At 65.3% G+C, this 1450-nt stretch carries 1 protein-coding gene; it reads left to right on the top strand.

All coding sequences use genetic code 11. The annotated features are described in order from the left end of the window. Positions 1-108 precede the first annotated feature (108 nt). Positions 109-1134 carry an IS110 family RNA-guided transposase gene (locus AB6806_RS28935; RefSeq protein WP_370956368.1) on the top strand — a complete coding sequence of 342 codons (1026 nt, stop codon included), beginning with the start codon at positions 109-111 and terminating at the stop codon, positions 1132-1134. Positions 1135-1450: the final 316 nt, after the last annotated feature.

Raw genomic sequence — 1450 nt, 5'->3', positions numbered from 1 at the left:
AAAAAAAGATCGGGTTGTTGGGGCTCCGGCCTCCTCCTGGTCGCTGGGTGACGGGAGGGTGGCTTTCCGGGCAGGCTCCAGCTGGTTCAACCGGTCAGGAGGCCTGCCATGGAGCTGTTCGTCGGTCTTGATGTGTCTGTTCGTACCACCAGCGTCTGCGTGATGGACGCAGGCGGCAATCTGATCCGGGAGAGCAAGGTCGAGAGCGAACCCGGAGCGATCGCCGCGCTGCTTCATGCGATCGGTGGTCCCTACAAGCGGGTGGGCCTCGAGGCCGGGCCATTGTCGCAATGGCTCTACAGCGGCCTAGCGAGCGCGGGGTTTCCTGTGATCTGCGTCGAGACGCGGCACATGAAGGCCGCGCTCTCGGCGCAGATCAACAAGACCGACCGCAACGACGCCCGCGGCATCGCACAGATGATGCGGGTCGGGCTGTACAAGCCTGTGCACGTCAAGACGATCCGGAGCCAGGAGATCCGGATGCTGCTCACCGCGCGCAAGTTCGTGCAGACGAAGATCCTCGATGCCGAGAACAACCTGCGCGGCCTGCTACGCAACTTCGGGCTCAAGGTCGGTGCAGTGACCCGGCTGCAGTACGAGCGACGCATCGTCGAGCTGCTCGAACAATCGCCGCATCTGCGGCTGATCATCGACCCCCTTCTCGCGGTCCGGCGCGTGCTGCGGGAACAGTTCCAGCATCTGCACAAGGCGATGGGGCGGCTGGCCGAGAGCGACGAGACCTGCAAGCTGCTGATGACGGCGCCCGGCGTCGGTCCGATGGTCGCGCTCAGCTTCCGCGCCGGCGTCGACGAACCGGCCCGCTTCGGCCGATCACGCTCCGTCCCGGCCCATTTCGGGCTGACGCCCTCGCGCTATCAGTCAGGAGAGATCGATCGCGATCGAGGCATCTCGAAGTGCGGCGATGCCGGGATCCGCTGGGCACTGGTCGAGGCCGCAGGATCCCTGTTGCGGGTATCGAAGAAGAGTTCGCCGCTGAAGACATGGGGGCTTGCCGTCGCCCGCCGGCGTGGCATGGCCAAGGCGACCGTGGCGGTGGCCCGGCGCCTGGCGGTCATCCTGCATCGGATGTGGGTCGACAACATGCCGTTCCGCTGGGAGGCCGAGGCCGTCTGAACCAGGAGAAGAGTTCCGCGTCGCTGCGCGGATAGAGGTCCCGTCCAGGGACGAGTGGGCAGGCAATCCCGGGCGGCGGCTGAACGCCAGGTCAAACTGGCAGTTCGCAAAAAAGATTGGGATGTCTCTCCATCCGACCCGATCATGAAGCGGCCACAGCGCCGACTTCGCAGAGAAGCCAGACTCCTGGCGGGAGCTCACCACCTCGCAGCGCGTTGCAGCGTCGCTTCGTCAGCAGCCATCATGTGCGGCGTCGGGCTCGATGAGCCCGCGATGAGAGCCTTTGCTTGACTCGTACCGCCCCAAAAGAGAAGCC

It is taken from the genome of Allobosea sp. RCC_152_1 (genome assembly GCF_041360765.1).
GTDB lineage: Bacteria > Pseudomonadota > Alphaproteobacteria > Rhizobiales > Beijerinckiaceae > Allobosea > Allobosea spartocytisi.
Note: the sequence above shows the minus strand (reverse complement) of the source record. Positions and strands in the feature narration are given on the sequence as shown.

Coding starts and splice junctions, on each gene's coding strand:
- AB6806_RS28935 (WP_370956368.1), top strand. CDS start 109: ATGGAGCTGTTCGTCGGTCTTGATGTGTCTGTTCGTACCACCAGCGTC.